The sequence below is a fragment of the Paenibacillus sp. sgz302114 genome, assembly GCF_056120345.1.
Window position 1 is genome coordinate 1 of the sequence record NZ_JBVYOI010000073.1, and the last position, 285, is coordinate 285.

Here is a 285-nt window from a genome sequence, read left to right on the forward strand (position 1 = left end):
GGTAGCCGTATCGGAAGGTGCGGCTGGATCACCTCCTTTCTAAGGAAATACCTGATCACGATGATGATCAGATAGCATCGAAAGATGCAAACCGGCAGGTTCGCTCATGTTCAGTTTTGAAGGAATAAATCCTTCAACAACATAATAAAACATCCGTTTGGTAATAATGGCGAAGGGGAACCACGCGTACCCATCTCGAACACGACCGTTAAGCCCTTCAGCGCCGATGGTACTTGGACCGCAGGGTCCTGGAAGAGTAGGACGTTGCCAAGCGGGTGCGATAAG

General features: G+C 49.8%; 1 rRNA gene. It reads left to right on the forward strand.

What is annotated here, in order from left to right:
- Window positions 1–156 precede the first annotated feature (156 nt).
- A 5S ribosomal RNA gene (gene rrf, locus AC0LWF_RS27990) occupies window positions 157–273 on the forward strand.
- Window positions 274–285 lie beyond the last annotated feature (12 nt).